The 21,327-nt window shown below is 64.2% G+C and carries 16 protein-coding genes and 2 pseudogenes; 7 read left to right on the forward strand and 11 right to left on the reverse strand.

The window, feature by feature from the left end; all coding sequences use genetic code 11:
• Positions 1-226 precede the first annotated feature (226 nt).
• A protein-coding gene (locus HB778_RS15120) for an IS5 family transposase (protein ID WP_432421263.1) occupies positions 227-936 on the forward strand; the annotation gives its coding sequence in 2 pieces (ribosomal slippage) (positions 227-503 and positions 503-936; 711 coding nt in all).
• A gap of 143 nt (positions 937-1,079) precedes the next feature.
• On the opposite strand, the pseudogene HB778_RS15125 reads toward HB778_RS15120, so the two are convergent.
• From HB778_RS15125 to HB778_RS15150, 6 genes and pseudogenes are all read right to left on the reverse strand, one after another.
• Positions 1,080-3,142 (reverse strand): annotated as a pseudogene (locus HB778_RS15125) (ABC transporter ATP-binding protein/permease).
• 75 nt (positions 3,143-3,217) lie between these two features.
• Positions 3,218-4,330, reverse strand: a complete 1,113-nt coding sequence (locus tag HB778_RS15130; RefSeq protein WP_183464567.1) for an NAD(P)/FAD-dependent oxidoreductase — start codon at positions 4,328-4,330, stop codon at positions 3,218-3,220.
• 10 nt (positions 4,331-4,340) lie between these two features.
• A complete protein-coding gene (gene nagA / locus HB778_RS15135; RefSeq protein WP_183464568.1) occupies positions 4,341-5,513 on the reverse strand; it encodes an N-acetylglucosamine-6-phosphate deacetylase in 1,173 nt (390 codons plus the stop codon).
• Positions 5,510-6,544 (reverse strand): SIS domain-containing protein, encoded by a 1,035-nt coding sequence (locus HB778_RS15140; RefSeq protein WP_183464569.1) that lies wholly within the window; start codon positions 6,542-6,544, stop codon positions 5,510-5,512. Before HB778_RS15140 ends, nagA begins: the two co-directional genes overlap by 4 nt.
• Positions 6,541-7,323 (reverse strand): GntR family transcriptional regulator, encoded by a 783-nt coding sequence (locus tag HB778_RS15145; protein WP_096452258.1) that lies wholly within the window; start codon positions 7,321-7,323, stop codon positions 6,541-6,543. Before HB778_RS15145 ends, HB778_RS15140 begins: the two co-directional genes overlap by 4 nt.
• Complete coding sequence (locus tag HB778_RS15150) at positions 7,320-8,201, reverse strand: N-acetylglucosamine kinase (protein ID WP_183464570.1); 882 nt, start codon at positions 8,199-8,201, stop codon at positions 7,320-7,322. Before HB778_RS15150 ends, HB778_RS15145 begins: the two co-directional genes overlap by 4 nt.
• A gap of 198 nt (positions 8,202-8,399) precedes the next feature.
• Here HB778_RS15150 and HB778_RS15155 point away from each other — a divergent pair, with 198 nt between their 5' ends.
• The 6 genes and pseudogenes from HB778_RS15155 (at position 8,400) to HB778_RS15180 (ending at position 14,728) form a co-directional block, all read left to right on the forward strand.
• Positions 8,400-9,359 carry an N-acetylmuramic acid 6-phosphate etherase gene (locus tag HB778_RS15155; RefSeq protein ID WP_183464571.1) on the forward strand — a complete coding sequence of 320 codons (960 nt, stop codon included), beginning with the start codon at positions 8,400-8,402 and terminating at the stop codon, positions 9,357-9,359.
• Positions 9,360-9,361: 2 nt separating this feature from the next.
• A pseudogene (locus HB778_RS15160) lies at positions 9,362-10,622 on the forward strand (ABC transporter substrate-binding protein).
• 252 nt (positions 10,623-10,874) lie between these two features.
• Complete coding sequence (locus HB778_RS15165) at positions 10,875-11,804, forward strand: carbohydrate ABC transporter permease (protein ID WP_183464572.1); 930 nt, start codon at positions 10,875-10,877, stop codon at positions 11,802-11,804.
• A 10-nt stretch (positions 11,805-11,814) separates the two neighbouring features.
• Positions 11,815-12,654: a carbohydrate ABC transporter permease gene (locus HB778_RS15170; protein WP_111545303.1), complete on the forward strand. Its 840-nt coding sequence runs from the start codon at positions 11,815-11,817 to the stop codon at positions 12,652-12,654.
• Between the two features lie 45 nt (positions 12,655-12,699).
• A complete protein-coding gene (locus HB778_RS15175) occupies positions 12,700-13,713 on the forward strand; it encodes a Gfo/Idh/MocA family protein (protein ID WP_183464573.1) in 1,014 nt (337 codons plus the stop codon).
• A gap of 16 nt (positions 13,714-13,729) precedes the next feature.
• Complete coding sequence (locus tag HB778_RS15180) at positions 13,730-14,728, forward strand: ABC transporter ATP-binding protein (protein ID WP_183464574.1); 999 nt, start codon at positions 13,730-13,732, stop codon at positions 14,726-14,728.
• A 220-nt stretch (positions 14,729-14,948) separates the two neighbouring features.
• Here HB778_RS15180 and HB778_RS15185 read toward each other — a convergent pair whose 3' ends face one another.
• From HB778_RS15185 to HB778_RS15205, 5 genes are all read right to left on the reverse strand, one after another.
• Entirely contained in the window at positions 14,949-15,794 is an 846-nt protein-coding gene (locus HB778_RS15185) for a fumarylacetoacetate hydrolase family protein (RefSeq protein WP_183464575.1), read from the reverse strand.
• Positions 15,795-15,819: 25 nt separating this feature from the next.
• Positions 15,820-16,551 carry an SDR family oxidoreductase gene (locus HB778_RS15190; protein WP_183464576.1) on the reverse strand — a complete coding sequence of 244 codons (732 nt, stop codon included), beginning with the start codon at positions 16,549-16,551 and terminating at the stop codon, positions 15,820-15,822.
• A gap of 187 nt (positions 16,552-16,738) precedes the next feature.
• Entirely contained in the window at positions 16,739-19,111 is a 2,373-nt protein-coding gene (locus tag HB778_RS15195; RefSeq protein ID WP_183464577.1) for an aldehyde dehydrogenase family protein, read from the reverse strand.
• Between the two features lie 76 nt (positions 19,112-19,187).
• Positions 19,188-20,234: a deoxyribose-phosphate aldolase gene (deoC, locus tag HB778_RS15200; RefSeq protein ID WP_183464578.1), complete on the reverse strand. Its 1,047-nt coding sequence runs from the start codon at positions 20,232-20,234 to the stop codon at positions 19,188-19,190.
• 187 nt (positions 20,235-20,421) lie between these two features.
• Positions 20,422-21,249, reverse strand: coding sequence for a ferredoxin--NADP reductase (locus tag HB778_RS15205; RefSeq protein WP_183464579.1), 828 nt, complete (start codon positions 21,247-21,249; stop codon positions 20,422-20,424).
• Positions 21,250-21,327: the final 78 nt, after the last annotated feature.

Genomic DNA, 21,327 nt, shown 5'->3' on the forward strand with positions numbered 1-21,327 from the left:
CATCGCATGGTCATGCTGGAGGCGCGCCCATCAGGCGGCCGCTCGACGAGCTCATCTGAAATCTAAACCGCAACTGTAATGCTAGGTCGTGGTGAGGATTTAACGGTTGGGATTCCCAGGATCGGGCAAATCAGATTCAAGACTGCTTTTGGGAGAAGCAGTCTTGGCCGAGAGCTACGATCCAGATCGCCTGAACGATGCGCAATGGGCGCGATTAGCACCTCTGATGCCTGGTGGCTGCAAGGGCAAGCGCGGCCCACGCACCAACAACCGGCTGTTCATGGATGCTATTTTCTGGATGGCCCGTTCCGGGGCACGCTGGCGCGACCTGCCGGAGCGGTTCGGTGACCATCGTATCGTGAAGCGTCGCTACTACGACTGGGTGGGACGGGGCGTCTTACATGATCTCTTCCAGGCGCTGAGCCAAGATGGGGATTTCGAATGGCTGTGCGTGGACGCCACCGTCATCCGCGCCCATCAGCACGCCAGCGGGGCGCGCAAGCAAAAGGGGGGCCTGATGCCCAGGGGCTGGGCCGCTCAAAGGGCGGCTTAGGCACTAAGCTGCACGTCGCCACCGATAGCCTCGGCAATCCTGCCAACCTCCTTGCCAGCCCGGGCCATCGGGGCGAGGTTCTTTTTGGTGCCCCCTTGATCAAGGGGATCGCATGCCGCTTCGTCATCGCCGATCGGGCCTATGATGCCGAGCACTTTCACGACACCATTCTGGACGCCGGTGCCGAGCCAGTCATACCACCTCGGCCCAACCGCCGCAGGCCGCATGCTTACGACAAGGATCTCTATAAGGAACGCAATCTGGTCGAGCGCTTCTTCAACAAGCTCAAGCACTTTCGGCGCATCGCAACCCGCTACGACAAACTGCTTGCCAACTTCATGGGCTTCGTCACACTCGGCGCAATCCACATCCTGCTGAGGTAAAAGTTAAATCCTCACCACGACCTAGAGCATTTCACCGTTTCATGGAAACGGCGAACCGCTCTAACTCTTTGTTTTGACGCAATTCCGGACGGAAAACCGCTCACACTTTCCCTGGAATTGCTCTAGGTGGTGGGTGCGCCCCGCTACTTCGGCTTGCGCGGCTTTTCGGCCTTCGTACCGGAGCCCCACAAGGCGCGCTGGATCAGGCCACGTTTGCGCTTGCGCGACACGAGATCGATATTCCCAACCAGTTTCGCGCCGCCCTTGTGCCGCTCCAGCGTGATCTTGCGGGTGTGGAAGGCCTCCAGTTCGGCGCGGTGCGCCACGCTGACGATGGTGACCTCAGGCAATTCGCGGATCACCGTTTGCATCATCTGGTCCTGGCTCTTTTCGTCCAGCGCCGAGGTCGCCTCGTCCAGCACGACGATGTCGGGGCGATGCAGCAGAAGGCGCGCGAAGGCGACCCGCTGTTTTTCGCCGCCCGACAAGGTCTGGTCCCAGGGCGCTTCCTCCTTGATCCGCCCAGTGAGGTGGCCGAGGCCGACCTTGTCGAGGGCTGCCTTGATCTGATCGAGCTTCCACTTGTTGGCGGCCGCGGATAGGCGACCACCCGGCGCAGCGTGCCGGACGGGATGTAGGGCCGCTGCGGCAACATGAACAATCGCTTGTCGGGATGGAAACTGACGCTGCCGCTTCCCCATGGCCACAGGCCGGCGATCGCCCGCACCAGCGTCGACTTGCCCGAGCCGGATTCGCCTGAAACCAGCACCCGCTCGCCCGCTTCGACCCCGACTTCCGTTTCCTTGACCACGGACGTGCCGTCATCGAGCGTCACCGAGAGGTTGTCGAGGGAGAGCATCGTATCGCCCCTGGTCTCGCCGTGAAGGATACGCCCGAGCTCGTCGCTCTGCTCAGCGCGCTCCAGCCCGTCGAGCGACATCATCAGCGAGGCGATGCGGCGTGCGGAGGCATTCCAGTCGGCGAGACGCGGGTAGTTGTCGACCAGCCAACCGAACGAGCCCTGCACGATGGCGAAGGCGGAGGCGGCCTGCATGACCTGGCCGAGCGACATCGAGCCGTCAAGGAACTTTGGCGCACAGAGCAAGACCGGCACGACCGGCGCGAACAGGCTCGAACCCTGCGAGACCAGGGCCGTGCGCATATGCTGGCCGGTCAGCTGCGCCCATCGCTTCAGCACGCCGGCAAAGGTCCTGTCGATACCGCTGCGTTCCTCCTCCTCGCCGCCGAGCAGGGCGATGCTCTCGCCGTTTTCGCGCACGCGCGTCAGCACGTAGCGAAATTCGGCTTCTGTCTGGTTCTTCTCTTCGGACAGCCGCACGAAATCGCGGCCGATGACGAACATCGAGGTGGAGGTGATCGCGGCATAGATCACCGCCGTGATGACGAGGAAGCCGGGCACGGTGAAGGTCGAGCCTCCCAGGTTGACGCTCAACGCCCCGCCGATCGTCCACAGCACCACGATGAAGGTCGAGGCCGAGAGGGTGGCGACAATCACGCCGGCAACGAAGTCGACGGGCGCCTCGGTGGCCACCCGCAGATCTTCCGAGAGGCGGGCCTCTGGGTTCTGGTGGTCACCCTTCACGAGGTTCAGCTGGTAGTAACGGCCGTTGGCCAGCCAGCGCGCTATCACCGAGGTGGTCAGCCAGGCGCGCCAGCGGCGCTGCATGGTCATGCGCAGATAGACCTGCGCAACGACAAGGCTGATGCTGCCAAGCACGAGCGGCACGAACACCGCGCTGAGGAAATAGACAGTATGGGCGTCTCGCTTCTCGATGGCGTCGAAGATGGCGCGGTTCCAGAGATTGATCCCGTACTGAAAGCCGACATTGACGCCGATCAGGATAAGCAGCCCGACGGTCAGCGGCCAGCCGAGCCTGTCGCCATGCCGCCCCCAATAACCGCGTCCGCTGATCCAGAATCGCTTGAGCAGATATTTCTTGCGCGCCTGTTCGGCCGCCTCGGGCGTCAACTCCGGATCGGGTTCGACGGCCTCCGGCGGTGGAGCTTCGCCGACAATGTCGGAGGCGGCCGCTTCGACGGCCGATGCCTTCTTGTCGCGTGGCTTTTTTTCGCGCGGTTCCTGCTCGCGCAGTCTCTCGTCACGCAGCGTTTGCCGTCGCGGCTTCGGGGCGCCGCGCGGTTCGATGCCGTCAGCCGGTTTCGATCTGGGTTTCGCCTCGGACATACGCTCCGACAACGACCTCGAAATCAAAAGGTTTCATGACCTCCGCTTGGGATGATAAATTCCCAGCGGCGCCTCTCATTGCGGATAGAGCAGTTCGACCACATGGTCGGCGATCGCCAGGCTTGCCGTCAGGCCGGGGCTTTCTATGCCGAACAGGTTGACGATGCGCCCAGCGCCATGATCCGCAGGACCCTGGATCACGAAATCGGTGGCAGGCTGGCCGGGGCCGGACAGTTTCGGCCTGACCCCGGCATAGGCCGGCTGCAGCGCGCCGTCGGCAAGGGCGGGCCAATAGCGCCGGATCGCTTCGTAGAAGACGGCGCTTCGGCTGGGATCGACGGTGTAATCCACATGGTCGACCCACTCGACATCGGGCCCAAAGCGCGCACTGCCGCCGAGGTCGAGCGTCAGATGGACGCCAAGCCCACCGTCGACCGGAACCGGATAGATCAGCCGCGAAAAGGGCGACCGGCCTGGCAGGGAGAAGTAGTTTCCGCGCGCCAGCCACTGCCGGGGGATGAGCCCTTGTGGGAAGCCGGCGATCCGGCCGGCCACGGCCTGCGCATCGAGGCCGGCGGCATTGACGAAGGCTGCCGCCTCCAGCGCAAAGGTCTCGCCATTGGCATGGCGCGTGTCGATCCGGATCCCGTCGGTCTCGATCGTCGCCCCGGCGAACGCGGTGAGCAAGGCGAAGGACGCGCCGGCGGTCTCGGCGGCGCCGCGCAACGACAGCATCAGAGCATGGCTGTCGACAATGCCGGTCGACGGCGACAACAGCGCGCCGGCACATGTCAGCGCCGGTTCCAGGCTTTCGGCCTCCCTTTGCGTCAAGAACTGGAGATCATCGACCCCGCAGCGTCGGGCATTGGCCTCGATTGCCCGCAACCCGTCCGTCTGGCCGGGCTCGCTGGCGACGATCAGCTTGCCGGTGCGCGTATGGGCGATGTTGTGCTCGGCGCAATAGGCGTAGAGGCGCTGCCGCCCTTCAAGGCAAAGCCGGGCCTTCAGGCTCCCGGGCGCATAATAGAGTCCGGCATGGATGACTTCGGAATTGCGCGAACTGGTGACGGTGCCGATCGCATCGGCCTGTTCGATCACCACCACCTCGCGGCCCGACAAAGCAAGCGCCCTGGCAATGGCAAGTCCGACGACGCCGGCTCCGGCGACGACGCAATCGATTGTCTGCATGGCCTCGCTCTCAGTGCGGAGCGACAGCCTCGAACACTTTGGCGCCGCCGATCCAGACGCTTCCTATGCCAAGATCGTCCGACAGCGCAACGATGTCGGCGGCCGTGCCGTTGGCGAAGCGGCCAAGCCGGTGCGACTGGCCGATCGCCTGCGCCGGATAGAGCGAGGCCATGCGCAAGGCTTCGGACAGATCGACGCCGACGACATTGTGCATGAAACGCACGGCCGAGATCATGTCGAGATCGGCGCCCGCCAGCGTGCCGTCGGCAAGCCTGAGACTCCCGTCCTTGCGGTAGATGGTGCGGCCGTTGAGCGTGAACGAAGTCATGTCGGTGCCGATCGTCGCCATCGCGTCTGAGACCAGCACGATCTTGCCCGGTCCCTGTTTGGCGTCGAGCGCGATCCTGATGCTTGCGGGATGGACATGGATGCCGTCGGCGATCAGCCCGGCGGACAAGGTGCCGATGTCGATGGCCGCACCGACGAGGCCAGGCTCGCGGTTGCCGATCTGGCTCATCGCGTTGAACAGATGGGTAGCCACGCTGGCACCCGCTTCGGCGAAGGCTTTTGCCGTCGCGTAACCCGTGTCGGAATGGCCGAGGCTGACGATGATGCCGGCCTTGGCCAAGGCCGCAACGCGGGCTGGTTCCACGGATTCCGGCGCGATCGTGGTGAGCAGCACCGGCAGTTTCTGCCGCGCCGCGATCAGCATCGCCTGATCGGCATCCGTCATCGGCCGGATCAGCGCCGGATCATGCGCGCCCTTGCGCGCGATCGACAGATGCGGGCCCTCGAGATGCAGGCCGAGGAAACCAGGGACGTTTTGCAGTGTGGCGGCTTCGCCGGCGGTGATGGCGGAAGCGGTGATGGCGGGCGTGTCGGTGATCAGCGTCGCCAGCAGCGCCGTCGTGCCGAAGGGCGCATGCGCCCGGCAGATGGTTTCGATCGAGGCGACATCGGGATGGTCGTTGAGCATGACGCCGCCACCGCCATTGACCTGGATGTCGACGAAGCCCGGCGCCAGCATGCCGCCGCCGGTGTCGACGGTGCGGATATCCGAGGGGATGGCGCCGGTGGGCAAAATAGCCTCGACGAGGCCGTCGCGCACGACAAGTGCGTGGCCCTCATGCCAGTCGTCGCCATCAAATATGCGGGCGCCAGTCAGGGCAAAACGGTCGCTCATACCGTCTCCGTCACCTTGCGAAGATTGCGCGGCGTGTCCGGATCGAGGCCGCGGTGGCGCGCGAAGGCCTCGACGAACACGTAGAATGAGACGATCAGCGTCAGCGGGTCGGTCAGCGGGTGACCGGTGGCGACATGCGGCAGCCGCGTGGCGCGGTTGGCAAGCGCCGATGTGACGAACACCGGTGCCCCCTTGGCCGCCAGCCCGTCGGCCGCTTCGGCGACGGACGGTTCGGACGCATCGCGCGCGGCCAGCGCCAGCACCGGAAAATCGGGGCCGATCAGCGCCAGCGGGCCATGCATGACTTCGGCCGCGCTGTAGGCCTCGGCATGCATGCCGCAGGTTTCCTTGAACTTCAGCGCCGCCTCGTTGGCCATCGCCGCCGACGGTCCGCGGCCAAGGATGAACAGCGACTTCTGCTTCTCGATCGTTTCAGCGAGCAGGCTCATCCAATCGCAGGCAATCGCCTTGCCGAAATGCTCGGGCAAGCGCGCCAGCGCTGCCAGAAGTGCCTCGTCGCCGGTGGAATGCGCCATCAAGGCGAGACCGGCGACGGCGGAATTGACGAAGGTCTTGGTAGCCGCGACGCTGCGCTCGGGCCCGGCCAATATGTCGATCGCATAGTCCGAGGCCCGCGCCAGCGGCGAATCGGCGGTGTTGGTAACGGCGACGGTCAGCGCGCCGCCGGCGCGTGCGGTTTCGGCCATGGCGACGATGTCGGGGCTCTTGCCCGACTGCGAGATCGCGAGACACGCCGAGCCGCCGAGCCGGAGTTTACGGCCATAGATGGAGGCGATGGAGGGGCCGACCGAAGCGACGGCGAGGCCCGCGGTCAGTTCGACGGCGTATTTCATGAAGGTCGCCGCATGGTCGGACGAACCGCGCGCCACGGTGACGACAAACTGCGGGTCGCGCTCGCGAATGCCGCGCCCGGCTTCCGCCAGCACGGCGCCGGAACCGTCGAGCAGACGGGCGACGGCCTGCGGGATCTCCTCGATCTCGCGCTGCATATGGGTGGTGTTGGAGATCATGGTCGGCCCTCTTCGCTCGGCCCTGTCAGCCGCAGTTCGGCGACGAAATCATAGGCGTCGCCCCGGTAGATGGAGCGGGTGAATTCGATCACCTTGCCGCTCGCCAGATAGGAAATGCGTTCGATGTGCAGGCCGGCAATGCCCGGCGGCACTTCGAGCAGGCGCGCATCGCTGTCGCCGAGATTGGCGGCCGATATGCGCTGCACCGCCCGCACCGGCCGGTTGCCGGTCAATTCCAGCGCCGCATAGAGCGAGGAACCGATGCCCGCCGGGTCGGGCAGCACGCTGGCCGACAGCGAGGCGCGTTCGATCGCCAGCGGCGTGTCGTTGGCGATGCGCAGGCGCGCCACGCGCGCCACCAGTTCGCTCGACGACAGGCCAAGCACCATCATCTCGTCGGGCGAGGGCGCGTAGAGGCCACGATCGAGCCAGGCCGACCGCACCGCCATGCCGCGCCGCGCCATGTCTTCGGTAAACGAGGTCAGACGCGACAGCGATTGCTCGACGCGCTCCATGCGCGGCGCCACGAAGGTGCCGGAGCCGTGGCGCTGCACCAGGATGCCGCCCTTGACCAGGTCCTGCACCGCCTTGCGCACGGTGACGCGCGAAATGTCGGCCTTGGTGGCGATGTCGCGCTCCGAAGGCAGCGCGTCGCCCGGACCGATCAGGCCGCGATTGACGGCGTCCTCGATGCTTTTGCGCAATTGCAGATAGAGCGGGGCGCCGCTTTGCGAGGATTGCTTCAGCGTGGCGAAGATCTGGTCGGCGGCGTCGCTCATCGAGCCGCCTCCGCTGGTTTGGCGAACAGCCGCGCCGCCATCTGCACCGCCCCGCCCAGCGCGTCGTCGAGCGGCGGCTTCAGCAGCGCCTGGTAGCGTGCCGACAGGCGCGGCGCATAAAGCGGTGCCAGTCCGCCGAGCAGACAAAGCGGCGCATCATCCGGAAGGCCGAGCGCGCCAAGCGAGGCTTCGACATCGCTGACCGCCTTGTCGACGATCCAGTTGGCGACGGCATCGCCCTTTTCGGCGTGCTCGAACACTTTGGGCGCGAAGCCGCCGAAATCGCCGGGCTTGGCATTGGTGGTGAATTCGACCACGTCTTCGGGATTGTTGCGGAAGGTGGCCATCATGGCGTCGGTCAGGGACGAAGCCGCGCGCACACCATCATAGGCAAGCAGCGTCTGTTCCAGTAGGTCGCGGCCGATGCGGGCGCCGCTGCCCTGATCGCCGACCTGGAACCCCCAGCCGCCAATGGCGCGCGATTTGCCGTTCTTGCGCGCCATATAGGCGGTGCCGGTGCCGAGGATGGCCATGGCGCCGTCACCGGAGCCGACGGCGCCTTCAAGCGCGATCTCGGCGTCGGTCTCGACGCGGCTGATGCTGAACGGCAGGATGGCTTCGAGCTGCTGCCGGTAAGTGCCGACATTGGCGCCGGCAAGGCCGAGAATGGCCGGTGTCTGCGGGATCAGTTCGGGATCTTGCCCGGCGGCGATGAATGCCTGCCGCGCGGCGTCGACAATGTTCGAGCGCGCCCCGGTGAGGTCGGTTCGGATGTTTGCGGCGCCGCTTTTGGCGCGGCCAATGACAGCGCCGTCCACTGTTGCCAGGGCGGCCCTGCAGCTGGTGCCGCCGCCATCGATACCGAGCACGAATTTCACGCGATTTCTCCTCCGGGCGGATAATACCAATAAAATACCAATAGCCAAGAGTTAATTTCCGTTTCAAAAAGATTAAGCCGTATTTTATTGAAAAATCTGCACATTTCGTCGGCTCAGCGATTTCCTGCGCGCGAATTCGTTAATGCATGTGGACAAGTGGTATTTTTTTGGTATTGTTCTGGTATTGGAGGAACACGGATGGCTGAAACGCGCACCGAAGCGCTTCACAGGAATGCCGAGGGGCTGGATATCCAGGCTCCGGAAGCCATCCTTGTTTCGCTGGCCGATGCGCAGATCGAAGCCGCCAAGGCCGTCCGCAACGCCATCCCCGCCATCGCCAAAGCCGCCGAGATCATCGCCGCCCGGTTGCGCAGCGGCGGCAAGCTTGCCTATGCAGCGGCCGGCAGCTCCGGCCTGATGGCGCTGGCCGACGCCCTGGAATTGCCCGGCACCTTCGGCATTCAGCGCGACCGCATCGCCATCCTGGTCGCCGGCGGCGACGAGGCTTTCAAGACACTGGCCGGCGGCCCCGAGGATGACACCGAGGAGGCCGCGACTGCCGTCGCCAATGCCGGCATCGGTGCGGGCGATTGCCTGATCGCCCTTTCCGCCAGCGGCACCACGCCCTATGCCGTGTGCGCCATCGAGGAAGCCGCTCGCCGCGGTGCGGCCACCATCGGCATCGCCAACAACCGGGATTCTGCTCTGCTTCGCCAGGCGGAAACCGCCATCCTGCTCGAAACACCGCCGGAAGTGATCGCCGGCTCGACGCGCATGGGCGCCGGCACCGCGCAGAAGATCGCGCTCAACATGCTGTCGACCTTGACCGCCGTCCATCTCGGCCATGTCCATGACGGCTACATGGTCAATCTGATGGCCGACAACATCAAGCTGCGCGACCGCGCAGCGCGCATCGTCGCCGCCGTCAGCGGGCGCAGCACGGACGATGCAGCCCGTCTGCTCGAAAAGAGCGGCGGCGCGGTCAAGACCGCCATTCTGCTCGCCGCCGGTGCCGACAGCGCCGATGCGGCCGAGAAACTGCTGGAAGGAACCGGCCACAAATTGCGGCCGGCGCTTTCCGCGATCGAGGGGAGCAAGGGGTCAAAAGCCTCTGTTCTCATCAAAACCGAACCTGAAAAAGGTCAACAGGGAGACTGAGCATGACAACGAAACTACTGACGGCACTGCTTCTGGGCACCAGCATTCTCGGCTCGGCCGGGATGGCTTCTGCCGCGGACGTAACGCTCAACATCGAAAGCTGGCGCGGCGACGACCTGTCCATCTGGAAGGACAAGCTGATCCCGGCTTTCGAAGCCAAGAACCCCGGCATCAAGGTGGTGTTCGCACCCTCGGCGCCGACCGAATATGACGCCGCACTCGGTGCCAAGCTCGCCGCTGGCTCGGCGGGCGACCTGATCACCTGCCGCCCGTTCGACAAGTCGCTTGAACTCTACAAGAAGGGCAACCTCGCCGACCTCCTCGGCGCTGCCCGGCATGGAGAACTTCTCGCCGGTCGCCAAGTCCGCCTGGCAGACCGACGACGGCAAGGCGAGCTTCTGCGTGCCGATGGCCTCCGTCATCCACGGCTTCATCTACAACAAGGACGCCTTCGACAAGCTCGGCATCAAGGTGCCGACGACCCGTGACGAGTTCTTCGCCGCGCTCGACAAGATCAAGGCCGACGGCACCTACATCCCGATGGCCATGGGCACCAAGGATCTTTGGGAAGCCGCGACCATGGGCTACCAGAACATCGGCCCCAACTACTGGAAGGGCGAGGACGGCCGCGCGGCGCTGATCAAGGGTGATCAGAAGCTGACCGACAAGGACTGGGTCGCTCCCTATGAGGAACTGGCCAAGTGGAAGCCGTATCTCGGCGACGGTTTTGAAGCCCAGACCTATCCGGACAGCCAGAACCTGTTCACGCTCGGCCGCGCCGCAATCTATCCGGCCGGCTCGTGGGAAATCGGCCTGTTCAACACCCAGGCGCAGTTCAAGATGGGCGCCTTCCCGCCGCCGGTCGAGAAGGCCGGCGACACCTGCTACATCTCCGACCATACCGATATCGGCATGGGCCTGAATGCAGCATCGAAGAACGCCGACGCCGCCAAGACCTTCCTGTCCTGGGTGGCCTCGCCGGACTTCGCCACCATCTACGCCAACGCGCTGCCGGGCTTCTTCAGCCTGAACTCCGCGCCGGTGAAGATGGCAGACCCGCTGGCGCAGGAATTCGTCTCCTGGCGCGGCAAGTGCAAGTCGACGATCCGTTCGACCTACCAGATCCTGTCGCGCGGCACGCCGAACCTCGAAAACGAGACGTGGGTTGAATCGGCCAACGTCATCAACGGCACCGACACGCCGGAAGCCGCGGCCAAGAAGCTGCAGACCGGTCTCGACAGCTGGTACAAGCCGGCGAAGTAAGAGCTCAGGCAACGGAGCCGGCTGGGCGCATGCCTGGCCGGTTCCGGATACCCTGGCTTTCAGAACAAGCCCATTCAGATAGCGATTGTCGGCACCGCCTCGCGGCCTTACCCTTGTTCGTCTTGGGGAAGGCTAGCTGATCAGTCGCAGGCCTTTGTTCTTGCCGTACCGGGCAAGGATGTCTGGGCCGTGCATCGAGGCATCATCTAGCATCGACACCCTTTGGAACCGAGAGACGGCGGGGACGAACTCATGGCCGCAGAAATACGACCGAAAAGACCGTTCCGCTGGCACATCGGCATCTTCCTGGCGCCGGCCGGGCTTGTCTATACGGCGATCATGATCCTGCCACTCGCCGGCACGCTGCAGCTGTCGCTGTTCCGCAACATCGAACAGCACCAGGTCTTCGTCGGTCTGGACAATTTCCGCACCCTGTTCGGCGATCCCAACTGGTCGGTGAATTTCTGGAATGCGCTGCGCAACAACGTCTGGTTCTTCATCATCCACATGCTGGTGCAAAACCCGATCGGCGTCATGCTGGCCGCCCTTCTGTCCAGCCCGAGACTGAGATTCGCCGCCTTCTACCGCACGGCGATCTTCGTGCCCACCATCCTGTCCTTCGTCATCGTCGGCTTCGCCTGGAAGCTGATCCTGTCGCCGCTCTGGGGCGTGGCGCCGCATATGATGGATCTGGTCGGCCTGAAAAGCCTGTTCACACCATGGCTCGGCAAGGAACAATACGCGCTGACCGCGCTCAGCCTGATCTCGGTGTGGCAGTTCGTCGGCATCCCGATGATGCTGATCTACGCCGCCCTCCTGTCGATCCCTGAAGAGGTGATCGAAGCGGCTGAGTGTGACGGCATCACCGGCCTGTCGCAGTTCTGGAAGATCAAGCTGCCGCTGATCCTGCCGTCGATCGGCATCATCTCGATCCTCACCTTCGTCGGCAATTTCAATGCCTTCGACCTGATCTACACCGCGCAAGGGGCGCTCGCCGGGCCGAATTATTCGACCGATATTCTCGGCACCTTCCTCTACCGCGCCTTCTTCGGCTTCCAGCTGCAGGTCGGCGATCCCAATATGGGCGCGGCGATCGCCACGATGATGTTCCTTATCATCCTCGGCGGCGTCTGCGTCTACCTCTTCCTCGTCCAGACGCGCCTGCGTCGCTACCAGTTCTGAGGGGCAAGAGATGAGCACCGCCACCCGTTCGCTGCCCCGCACCATCGGCGCCCACGCGATCCTGTTGACCTACACGGCGATCGCGCTGTTTCCGGTGATCCTGGTCATCATGAACTCGTTCAAGTCCCGTGCCGGCATCTTCGGCGCGCCATTGACGCCGCCGACGCCCGGGACATTCGACCTGATCGGCTACACCACCGTCATCGGCCAGGGCGACTTCATCCACTATTTCCAGAACAGCCTCGTCGTCACCGTCGCCTCGCTGTTCTTCGTGCTGTTGTTCGGCGCTATGGCCGCCTTTGCCCTGTCGGAATACCGTTTTCGCGGCAACACGCTGATGGGCCTCTATCTGGCGCTCGGCATCATGATCCCGATCCGGCTGGGCACCGTCGCCATCCTGCAATTGATGGTGGCGAGTGGGCTGGTCAACACGCTGACGGCGCTGATCCTGGTCTACACCGCGCAAGGCCTGCCGCTGGCCGTCTTCATCCTGTCGGAATTCATGAAGCAGGTGTCCGACGACCTGAAGAACGCCGGCCGCATCGACGGCCTGTCGGAATACACCATCTTCTTCCGGCTGGTGCTGCCGCTGGTCAGGCCATCGATGGCGACGGTCGCCGTCTTCACCATGATCCCGATCTGGAACGATCTGTGGTTCCCGCTGATCCTGGCGCCGTCGGAAGAAACCAAGACGGTGACGCTCGGCGCGCAGCTCTTCCTCGGCCAGTTCGTCACCAACTGGAACGCCATCCTGGCAGCACTGTCGCTGGCGATCATGCCGGTGCTGATCCTCTACGTCATCTTCTCGCGGCAACTGATCCGCGGCATTACTTCCGGAGCCGTCAAGTGAGTTCGCAGACCCCCTCTTCGTGTCGTCGTCGCCGGGCTCGGCAATATGGGCCGCAGCCATGCGCTGGCCTATCACGCCAATCCGGGCTTCGAGATCGCAGCCCTCATCAACCGCTCCGACGTGCCGCTGCCGGAAGGCCTGTCGGGCTATGGCATCAGGCGGTCCTTCGATGAGGTGCTGCGCGACGAAAAACCCGATGTCGCCTGCATCGCCACCTATTCCGACAGCCATGCCGACTATGCGGTCAAGGCGTTCGAGGCCGGCTGCCATGTCTTTGTCGAAAAGCCGCTGGCAACGACCGTAGCCGACGCCGAGCGCGTCGTCGCGGCGGCCAAGGCCAATGGCAAGAAACTGGTGATCGGCTACATCCTGCGCCATCACCCCTCCTGGATCAGGCTGATCGCCGAGGCGCGCAAACTCGGCGGCCCCTACGTCTTCCGCATGAATCTCAACCAGCAATCCTCGGGCCACACCTGGGAGACGCACAAGCAGCTGATGCAGACGACCTCGCCGATCGTCGACTGCGGTGTCCACTATCTCGACGTCATGCTGCAGATCACCGACTCCAGGCCGGTCGAGGTGCGCGGGATGGGGCTGCGGCTGACCGACGAGGTCGCGCCAACGATGTACAATTACGGCCATCTGCAGGTGCTGTTCGATGACGGCTCCGTCGGCTGGTACGAAGCCGGCTGGGGTCCGATGATTTCCGAAACCGCCTTCTTCGTGAAGGACGTGATCTCGCCGAATGGCTGCGTGTCGATCGTCATGAAAGAGGGCGTGAAATCGGATGACATCGACACCCACACCAAGACCTCGACCATCCGCCTGCACAGCGCGGCGACCGGCCCGGACGGCAAATTCGTCAAGCAAGATGAAATGCTGTCGATGGCAGGCGAACCCGGCCATCAGGACCTCTGCGATCTCGAACAGGCCTTCGTGCTGAAGGCGATCCGCGAGGATCTGGATCTCACCAAACACATGGACGACGCGGTCAAGTCGCTCGCCGTCTGCCTCGCAGCCGACGAGAGCGTGCGCAGCGGCGCAGCCGTCAAACTCTAACGACAGGAACGAAGCCGTGGGCTCGCTGAAGATTGAGAATGTTAAGAAGGCCTTTGGGCCGGTCGAGGTGCTGAAGGGCATCAACCTCGAAGTGAACGATGGCGAATTCGTCGTCTTCGTTGGCCCTTCCGGCTGCGGCAAGTCGACCTTGCTCAGGGTCATTGCCGGCCTGGAGGATTCGACCTCGGGCCGGGTGGTCATCGACGGCGCGGATGTCTCCGCCACGCCGCCGGCCAAGCGCGGCATCGCCATGGTGTTCCAGACCTATGCGCTCTACCCGCATCTGACGGTGAAGAACAATATGGGCCTCGGCCTGAAGCAGGCCGGCACGCCCGCCCCAGAGATCGACCGACGCATCGGTATCGCCTCCTCGATGCTGTCGCTGGAGCCATATCTCGAAAGGCGGCCGGCCGAACTTTCCGGCGGCCAGCGCCAGCGCGTCGCCATTGGCCGCGCCGTGGTGCGCGAGCCAAAACTGTTCCTGTTCGACGAGCCGCTGTCGAACCTTGACGCCGCACTGCGCGTCAACACCCGGCTGGAGATCGCGCAGCTGCACCGCCGGCTGAAGGCAACGATGATCTACGTCACCCACGACCAGGTCGAGGCGATGACGCTGGCCGACAAGATCGTCGTGCTGAATGCCGGCCGCATCGAGCAGATTGGCGGCCCGATGGAGCTCTACAATGCGCCGGCAAACGAGTTCGTCGCCGGCTTCATCGGCTCGCCGAAGATGAATTTCATCGACGGCGCCAGGCTCGGCGAGACGGCCAAGACCATCGGCGTGCGGCCCGAGCATCTGACGGTCGACACGAAATCCGGCAGCTGGAAGGGCACCGTGGTGCATGCCGAGCATCTCGGCGCCGACACCAACCTTTACCTCGACTGCGAGAAGGCCGGGCTGATCACGGTGCGAATTTTTGGCGTCTATGACGCCGAGCCCGGCGCGACGCTCTATGCGACGCCGGATCCGGCGAAGACCTATCGGTTTGGCGCGGATGGGAAGGTGCTGAAGTAGCGCGGCACCAACGCTTCTTCCCTTCTCCCCTTGTGGGAGAAGGTGGATCGGCGCGCAGCGCCGAGACGGATGAGGGGTGTTCCAGCGGAGTGAGGCGTGAAAAGATCGAAGGATTATAAGCGCTTACTTCCGCAAAGCAGAGATCCTTCGCGCACCCCTCATCCGACCTCGCTTCGCGAGGCCACCTTCTCCCACAGGGGGAGAAGGTAAGAGCTGCCGCCTACAAATCCGCCTTGAACGTCTGCTTCTGCTGGCCCAGGCCCTCGATGCCCAGTTCCACCACATCGCCAGCCTTCAAAAACACCGGCGGCTTCATGCCGAGGCCGACGCCGGGCGGCGTGCCTGTCGAAATAATGTCGCCGGGATGCAGCGACATGAACTGGCTGAGATAGGAAACCAGATATTTCACGCCATAGACCATGGTTTTGGTCGAGCCGTTCTGCATGGTCTTGCCGTTGACGGTCAGCCACATTTTGAGGTTCTGCGGGTCGGCGACCTCATCCTTGGTCACCAGCCACGGGCCGGTCGGGCCGAACGTGTCACAGCTCTTGCCCTTGGTCCACTGGCCCTGGCGCTCGGCCTGGAAGGCGCGCTCGGACACGTCATGGGCGACGGCATAGCCGGCGACATAGTCGAGCGCGTCGGCTTCACTGACATATTTTGCCGTCTTGCCGATCACCACGGCGAGTTCGACTTCCCAGTCGGTCTTTTCAGAACCGCGCGGGATCAGCACGTCGTCATCCGGGCCGACAATGGCCGAGCTTGCCTTCATGAAGATGATCGGTTCCGGCGGCACGGTGGCGCCGGTTTCGGCGGCGTGGTCGGAATAGTTGAGACCGATGCAGATGAACTTGCCGGTGCCGGCGACGCAGGCGCCGAGGCGAGGCTTGCCGGAAACCACAGGCAGCGACTTCGGATCAAGCTTGCCCAGCATCTCCAGCGAGGCCGGATGAAGCGTGGTGCCGGCAATGTCGGCGACATGGGCGGAGAGATCGCGGATCGTTCCATCCGCATCGAGCAGGCCGGGACGTTCGCTCCCGGCTTCGCCATAGCGCAGCAGTTTCATAGAATCTCTCCTCAGTCAGATTGGTTCAGATCGACCAGCCGCCGTCGATATTATAGGCCTGTCCGGACGTATAGGTGGCGCCGGCCAGATAGACGGCGAGATCGGCGATTTCCTCAGGCGTGCCGAGCCGGCCCATCGGCTGGCGGGCGATGAAGGCGGCGCGGGCGGCCTCATAGTCGCCTTGCGCGTGCATGCGGTCCTGCAGCGACGGGCTCTCGACCGTGCCCGGGCAGATGGCGTTGCAGCGTATGCCCTTGCTGACATAGTCGGCGGCAATCGCCTTGGTCAGGCCGATGACCGCGGCCTTGGTGACGCCATAGGCGAAGCGGTTCGGCACGCCTTTGCCGGCGCCGGCGACCGAAGACATGTTGATGATCGATCCATCGCCGCGCTCCAGCATGCCGGGCAGCACCGCACGTATGGTGCGGATCATGGCGCGGACATTGAGGTTGAAGGCGAAATCGAGATCGCCATCCTTCATCTCGAGGATCGAGCCGGAATGGACGAAGCCGGCGCAGTTGAACAGCACGTCGACGCGGCCGATCTCGGCGAAGGCGGCGTTCACGGCCTCGTCGTTCAACACATCGAGCTTGCGGGTCTTGATCCCTGGCGTCTTGGCGAGTTCGGCGAGAAGCGTCTCGTTGATATCGGTGGCGTGGACGGTGGCCCCAGTCTTGGCGAAGGCCAGCGCGCTCGCCTTGCCGATGCCTTGCGCCGCTGCCGTGATGACAACGACCTTGCCTGCCAGATCCGCCATGTTTTTCCTCGTCAGCTTGGGTCAACTGCCTTTATCGGCGGCCGGCGAAGGCGTCATGTGCCAGTCAGGCTCGATTGTGCGGCCTGTGTCGCAGCCAGTTCACTGATAAAGATGTTTTTTCTCGTTAAAGAACATGCGTTCGGGCGTCAAGCCCGAACACGATCACCATTGCGACAGCCCTGAAATGTCAGTCGCCGTAAGGCACCCAGACATTCTTCACCTCGATGGCGCGGCGCAGGAAGGCATCGCCAGCCGCCTCGTCGGACGCCCAGTCGAGGCTGCGGCCATTGCCGCTCCAGACGCGCTTGAGGTTGCCGATGGACTCGGCTTCCGCCTTGGCGCAGGTCTCGGCATCGGCGAACACCCAGAGCCCGTCGACATCGTCATGCTTGGCCAGCACGCCGGCAAGCTCTGCCGTGCGGCCGGTGACAATGTTGATGGCGCCGGCCGGAACGTCGGAATATTCGATCACCTGATAGAGATCGGTGGCGAGCAGCGGATAACGCTCGGACGGCACCGCGACCACCGTGTTGCCCATGGCCAGCGCCGGCGCAATGAGCGAGATCAGGCCAAGCAGCGGCGAGGCGTCGGGTGCGACGATGCCGACGACCCCGACCGGCTCGTGCAGCGCCAGCGTCACCGCACGCGCCGGCGGCTGGTGCACGCGGCCCTCGAACTTGTCGGCAAGGCCGGCATAGAGGAACAGCCGTTCGATCGTTTGGTCGACTTCTTCCCGCGCGGCCTTGGGCGCAGCGCCGGTCAGCTCGGTCAGGCGGGTGGCGAATTCACTCGCGCGGCCGGAAAGGTTCTCGGCCAGATAGTAGAGCACCTGGGACCGGTTGTAGGCGGTCGCTTCCGGCCAGGCCTTGCAGGCGCGGGCGGCCGAAACAGCATCACGGATGTCCTTGCGGCTGCCAAAGCCGACTTCGCCGGCGAGCTTGCCCTTGGCTGTTGCGACCGCCAGCGAATAATTGCCGTCCGGCCGCACCTGCTTGCCGCCGATGAACAGTTTTGCGGTGCGGTCGATGGCCGCGCCGTCAGCCTGCTCGACAGGTTGCGCCGAAACCACCGCCGGCTTGATGACCGGGCCGAGCGGCAGCTTTGCCGTGAGATATTCGAACATGCCCTCGCGCCCGCCCTCGCGCCCGAAGCCGCTTTCGCGGTAGCCGCCAAAACCGCAGGCGGCGTCGAACATGTTGGTGCCGTTGACCCAGACGACACCGGCCTTCAACTGCGGCGCGACATGCAGAGCGAGGTTGATATTCTCGCTCCACACGCTCGCCGCAAGGCCGTAGCGCGTGTTGTTGGCAAGCTCGATCGCTTCCTCGGTGTTGCGGAAGGTCATGGTCGCCAGAACGGGGCCAAAGACTTCCTCTTGCGCCAGAATGTTAGCCGGCGAAACACCGGTGGCGAGCGTCGGCAGATGGTAGTAGCCGGAAGACGGCAGCGCCGCATCCGGCTGCCAGCAGACGGCGCCCTGCTTCGCGCCCTCGGCGACCAGGCCCTTGACTCGGTCGAGCTGTGTGATGTCGACCAGCGGGCCGATATCGGTGTTCTTGTCGAGCGGGCTGCCGACGCGCAGCCGGCTCATACGCGTCTTGACCTTGGCGATCAAGGCTTCGGCAATGCCTTCCTGCACCAAGAGCCGCGAGCCGGCGCAGCAGACCTGGCCCTGGTTGAACCAGATGCCGTCGACCAGGCCTTCGACTGCGCTGTCGAGATCGGCATCCTCGAAGACGATGAAGGCCGACTTGCCGCCGAGTTCCAGCGACAATTTCTTGCCCGAGCCGGCGGTGGCCTTGCGGATGATCTTGCCGACTTCCGAAGAGCCGGTGAAGGCAATCTTCTGGATACCGGCATGGTTGACGATGGCAGCGCCCGCTTCCGGTCCGCCGTGGACAATGTTGACGACGCCCTTCGGCACGCCCGCGCGTTCGCAGATCTCGGCGAACAGGATGGCGGTCAGCGGCGTGAATTCGGCCGGTTTCAGCACCACCGTGCAGCCGGCGGCCAGTGCCGGCGCGATCTTCCAGGCCAGCATCAGCAGCGGGAAATTCCACGGGATGATCTGGCCGACGACGCCGACGCCCTTGTGCCCGGGAAAATCCTTGTCCAGCGCCTGCGCCCAGCCGGCATGATGGATGAAATGGCGGATCGCCAGGGGCACGTCGATGTCGCGGCTTTCGCGGATCGGCTTGCCATTGTCGATTGTCTCAAGCACGGCGAACAGGCGCTGATGCCGCTGCATGGCGCGGCCGATCGCGTAGAGCACTTTTGCTCTGGTGTAGTCTGAACTGGCGCTCCATTTCGGCAGCGCCTTGGTGGCGGCCGCAACCGCTGCGTCGATATCGGCCGCACTGGCGTCGGACACCTTGGCCAGCAGCTTGCCGGAAGACGGCTCGCTGGTGTCGAAGGTCTTGCCGCCGCTCGCGGCTTTCCAGCCGCCGTCGATGAACAGTGCCTTGCCGAAATCGCGTGCGGCGAGCCACGCATCGGCCTCGTTGCGGGCTTCCGGCGCCGGGCCGTACTCCATGGCGTGATAGCGGTCGAGAATATTCATAAGGTGCCTCCTTTACCCTCCCCCTTGTGGGGAGGGTCGATCAGCGAAGCCGATCGGGGTGGGGGTAATTGGGTGCTCAAGCCATTGCGTGGCGGTGATTGGCCGAATAGTGCCCGGTCAGATGATGCTCAAGCTGCCGCTCAATGTCGGTCAGCAGGCTTGAAGCGCCGAAGCGGAACAGCTCCGGCTCCAGCCACGGCCGGCCGAGCTCCTCCTTCATCAGCACAAGCCAATCGAGCGAGGCCTTTGCCGTGGAAATGCCGCCGGCCGGCTTGAAACCGATGAGATAGCCGGTTTCCTCGAAATACGCCCTGATGGCGCGCACCATGGCCAGCCCGACGGGCAGCGTCGCATTGACGCTTTCCTTGCCGGTCGAGGTCTTGATGAAGTCGGCGCCCGCCATCATCGCCACCATCGAGGCCAGCATGACATTGCGCAAAGTGGCAAGGTCGCCGGTGCCCAGAATGACTTTCAGATGCGCGTCGCCGCAGGCGGCGCGCATCGAGACGATCTCGTTGTAAAGCTCCCGCCATTTGGCGCCGAACACCAGCCCGCGCGGAATGACGACGTCGATCTCGTCGGCGCCGTCGCGCACCGAGGCCTCGATCTCCTGCAGGCGGGTCGACAGCGGCGCCAGCCCATGCGGAAAGGCAGTGGAGACGGCGGCGACATGAATGCCGGTGCCGCGCACGGCGTCCACCGCGGTGGCGACGAAGGGATGGTAGACGCAGACAACGGCTGGCCGGATGGTCTCGCCCGCAATGCCGAGCCCTTCGACGATGTCGCGGCGGAACGGATTGATCGCTTTGGCGCAGAGCCGGCGCACGCGCTCCTCGGTGTCGTTGGAGTTCAGCGTCGTCAGGTCCATGCAGGCGACGGCGCGCAGCAGCCATGCCGCCTGGTTGTCGGCCTTGATCGAGCGCCGCTTGGTTAGGCTGGCGACCCGGCGTTCCAGCGCCGAGCGGTTGACGCTGCGCACCGATTCCATGAAGCCGAGGTCGAGTTTCATGCCCGGATTGCGCGCGATGCGATGGTCCAGCGGTACGGGGGTGTTGGCGGCGGCGCGCGCCGGCAGGGGCGTCACCTTGGTGCCAAGATCGGCTTCGCGGATTGTGCTGCTCATCTCCTGCCCTTTCATTCAGCGACTTGCGCTTATGTCTTGGTGCGCGTCGTTTCCCGGCGCGAACAAAGATAGCCCGTGAAGTCGTGCTTCACGAGTCCTCAAGCGAGGGATAGCTGAAAAAGGCCGCAAAAGCAGCTAGTTTTTGACCGCATGGTCAAAATGCAGGTTCGAGGTGTCGGCGTCCGGCTCAGCCGACGAAGGCGCGCTCGACGACGAAAGTCGCGGGATGGCTGAGCGAGCCTTCCTGGAAGCCGAGGCTTTCGGCGAGTTCCTTGACGTCCTTCAGCATATGCATAGAGCCGCAGATCATGATGCGGTCCGTTTCCGGATTGAGCTTCTCGATGCCGAGGTCGGCGTAGAACTTGCCCGAGCCGATCAGCGCGGTGATTCGGCCCATGCGGGCCGATTCTTCACGGGTCGTCGAATTGTAGAGCGTGACGCGCCCGGTGGTCAGCTCACCGATCAGCGGATCGCTTTCCAGCGCCGCCACCAATTCCTGGCCGTAGGTCAGCTCGGCATTGTCGCGGCAGGTATGCGTCAGGATCAGCTGATCGAACTTTTCGTAGGTGTCGGGGTCGCGCAGCAGGCTGGCGAAGGGCGCGATGCCGGTGCCGGTCGAAATCATGAACAGCCGCTTGGCCGGGGTCAGCGCGTCGACCACCAGCGTGCCGGTCGACTTCTGACGCATGATAACGGTGTCGCCGACTTGGATCTTCTGCAGTTCCGAGGTCAGCGGGCCGTCCGGCACCTTGATCGAGAAGAATTCCAGCTCTTCGTCCCAGGCCGGGCTCGCCACCGAATAGGCGCGGAACACCGGCTTCTCGGCATTGGGCAGGCCGATCATGACGAACTCGCCGGAGCGGAAGCGCAGCGACTGCGGACGGGTGATGCGGAACGAGAACAGCCGGTCGGTGTAGTGCTTCACCGAGACGACGGTCTCGGCATAGACATTCGCCGGAATCGGAAACTGCAGCGGGCGGGCGCCGGCGGTGTCGAGAGCGGATGTGGTGTTCATCAAATCCAACTTTCTGGCCCAACAAGGGACGCGGGCGCCAAACTTTCACCTGCGCGCCCGGCCCGTTCAGGTCCCGGC

The organism is Mesorhizobium huakuii, from assembly GCF_014189455.1.
Taxonomy (GTDB): domain Bacteria; phylum Pseudomonadota; class Alphaproteobacteria; order Rhizobiales; family Rhizobiaceae; genus Mesorhizobium; species Mesorhizobium huakuii_A.